Genomic DNA, 2,106 nt, shown 5'->3' on the forward strand with positions numbered 1-2,106 from the left:
CGTAGTGGTGGAAACGCCTCTCGACACTAATAAGCTTCACCGTTTTTCCCGCGGCGGGGATCGATGCGTGGCCTCTCACCCACGTGACGATCTCAAACACTCTAGCCCGGCGAATAACCCGGTGCTTCTACATTGGTGGCGGGACGCTCACGAGTAACATCGACTGCGTACCGTCATAAAAGTCAATCAATAAAGGAGTGAAACATGGCAGCAGTCTGCCAGGTGACCGGAGCTGTTCCCGGCTTTGGACACAGCATTTCGCACTCGCATCGCCGCAACAAGCGTCGATTCGACCCGAACGTTCAGAAGAAGACCTACTGGGTTCCTTCGCTGCGTCGTAAGGTAACCCTGAACGTGTCCGCTAAGGGCATCAAGGTTATCGATGCTCGTGGCATCGATGCCGTTGTTGCAGAAATCATCGCACGCGGGGAGAAGATCTAGTAAATGGCATCCAAGGCTAAGGACCTCCGTCCTATCATCAAGCTCAAGTCCACTGCTGGCACCGGTTACACCTACGTGACCCGTAAGAACCGCCGCAACAACCCCGACCGTATGGTGCTGAAGAAGTACGACCCCGTCGTCCGCAAGCACGTTGACTTCCGAGAGGAGCGCTAAGAATGGCTAAGAAGTCCAAGATCGCTCGCAACGAGCAGCGCAAGGTCATCGTCGCTCGCTACAACGAGAAGCGTATCGCGCTGAAGAAGACCCTGATCGACGAGAACGCTACCCCCGAGGAGCGCGAAGCAGCACGCGTGGCACTGCAGAAGCTGCCCCGCAACGCTTCCCCCGTTCGCGTGCGTAACCGCGACCAGATCGACGGCCGTCCCCGCGGTACCTTCCAGAAGTTCGGTATCTCCCGCGTGCGGTTCCGCGAGATGGCACACCGTGGCGAGCTGCCCGGTATCACCAAGTCCAGCTGGTAAATCTGGTATTTTAGTTCCTAAACGGTTTTCCGTCGTCACCGACGGTCACTCGCTTTAGACTCAAACCTTAAGTCTCTGGAAGGGGCACCCTAATGGCTAAGAACCGTACCGAACTCGTTGCAGAGGTTGCAGAGAAGTCTGGCAAGAGCCAGGCAACCGTGAATGCAGTCCTCGATGCAGTGTTCCAGGTTTTCGAGTCTTCCGTCTCCAAGGGCGAGAAGATCACCATCCCCGGTTGGATGGCAATTGAGCGTACTGACCGTGCAGCTCGTACCGGCCGTAACCCGCAGACCGGCGAAACCATTCAGATTCCCGCCGGTCACGGCGTGAAGCTGACCGCAGGCTCCAAGCTGAAGGCAGCAGTCGCTAAGAAGAAGTAATTCTTGAGACTTTGAATCTGATGAAAGACCCTCACCTTTACGGTGAGGGTCTTTTGTTATGTCGAATGCTATCTCTTGGTCTAAGTGTATGTGGCGGGGGTATAGCGAGGTGGGGCTGGGAAGGTGCACGCGGTGGGGCGTGTGCAAGGTGGGTATTTAGAACCCTAACCTTCAACTCGAGCTATAAAACACAGAATGTAGCCCGTTTTCACAGGAGAAGCTATGATGTACTACAGAAAAAATAAAGAAAATTTATACATTTGGGCAGAAAGCTATGCATAAGCTGAGCAAAAAACCGCGAATATGAAACCCCGCTGGGAAAAATACTTATACACCGCCGTCTGGGCACAGCTTAAACACAGCAAACTAAAGCTCAATCTTAGACTCACACCCTAAGCTGGAGTCACCGGCTAAGGAAAAGCCACACACAATACACAACGGCACCAACCCAGCCGGAAAATCAACCATACAAACCCCGGACGACCGACCCTCCGGGACGCACAAGGAGAACCACCTCATGGCACGCCCCGCTCAGCGTACTTCCGCGCAGCACACCAACCACCGCCTCCGCACCGGCGCGGTAGCACTGTCCATCGCAGCAATCGCAGCACTCGGTCTGAGCGCCTGCGGTACTCAGAACACCTCCAGCCCGGCACCCACCGCCACTGCAACCGCCAAGGCATCCTCCAGCGCTGACGCAGCAGTCAACGCAGGCAACGGCAAGGTCACCGTTAAGGCAAGCGACGCAGCCTCCCCGAGCGCCACCGCAAGCAGCTCCCAGGGCACCGTCACCGTCACCGAAG

General features: G+C 56.1%; 4 protein-coding genes and 1 pseudogene. All 5 read left to right on the forward strand.

The window, feature by feature from the left end; translation table 11 throughout:
- Positions 1–204: 204 nt before the first annotated feature.
- Positions 205–441 (forward strand): 50S ribosomal protein L28, encoded by a 237-nt coding sequence (gene rpmB, locus Q0216_RS06950; protein WP_004005966.1) that lies wholly within the window; start codon positions 205–207, stop codon positions 439–441.
- A gap of 3 nt (positions 442–444) precedes the next feature.
- Entirely contained in the window at positions 445–615 is a 171-nt protein-coding gene (rpmG, locus tag Q0216_RS06955) for a 50S ribosomal protein L33 (protein ID WP_004005967.1), read from the forward strand.
- A gap of 2 nt (positions 616–617) precedes the next feature.
- Positions 618–923: a 30S ribosomal protein S14 gene (gene rpsN / locus Q0216_RS06960; RefSeq protein ID WP_005506731.1), complete on the forward strand. Its 306-nt coding sequence runs from the start codon at positions 618–620 to the stop codon at positions 921–923.
- 92 nt (positions 924–1,015) lie between these two features.
- The gene (locus Q0216_RS06965; RefSeq protein ID WP_005506733.1) at positions 1,016–1,303 is read left to right on the forward strand and encodes an HU family DNA-binding protein; all 288 of its coding nucleotides are present in this window, start codon (positions 1,016–1,018) and stop codon (positions 1,301–1,303) included.
- Between the two features lie 517 nt (positions 1,304–1,820).
- Positions 1,821–2,106, forward strand: a pseudogene (locus tag Q0216_RS06970) (hypothetical protein); the annotation flags it as partial.

It is taken from the genome of uncultured Rothia sp. (genome assembly GCF_937976295.1).
Lineage (GTDB): Bacteria > Actinomycetota > Actinomycetes > Actinomycetales > Micrococcaceae > Rothia.

What these genes read in the sequence shown, in the direction of transcription:
- rpmB (WP_004005966.1), top strand. Translation starts at nt 205, where the DNA reads ATGGCAGCAGTCTGCCAGGTGACCGGAGCTGTTCCCGGCTTTGGACAC.
- rpmG (WP_004005967.1), top strand. Translation starts at nt 445, where the DNA reads ATGGCATCCAAGGCTAAGGACCTCCGTCCTATCATCAAGCTCAAGTCC.
- rpsN (WP_005506731.1), top strand. Translation starts at nt 618, where the DNA reads ATGGCTAAGAAGTCCAAGATCGCTCGCAACGAGCAGCGCAAGGTCATC.
- Q0216_RS06965 (WP_005506733.1), top strand. Translation starts at nt 1,016, where the DNA reads ATGGCTAAGAACCGTACCGAACTCGTTGCAGAGGTTGCAGAGAAGTCT.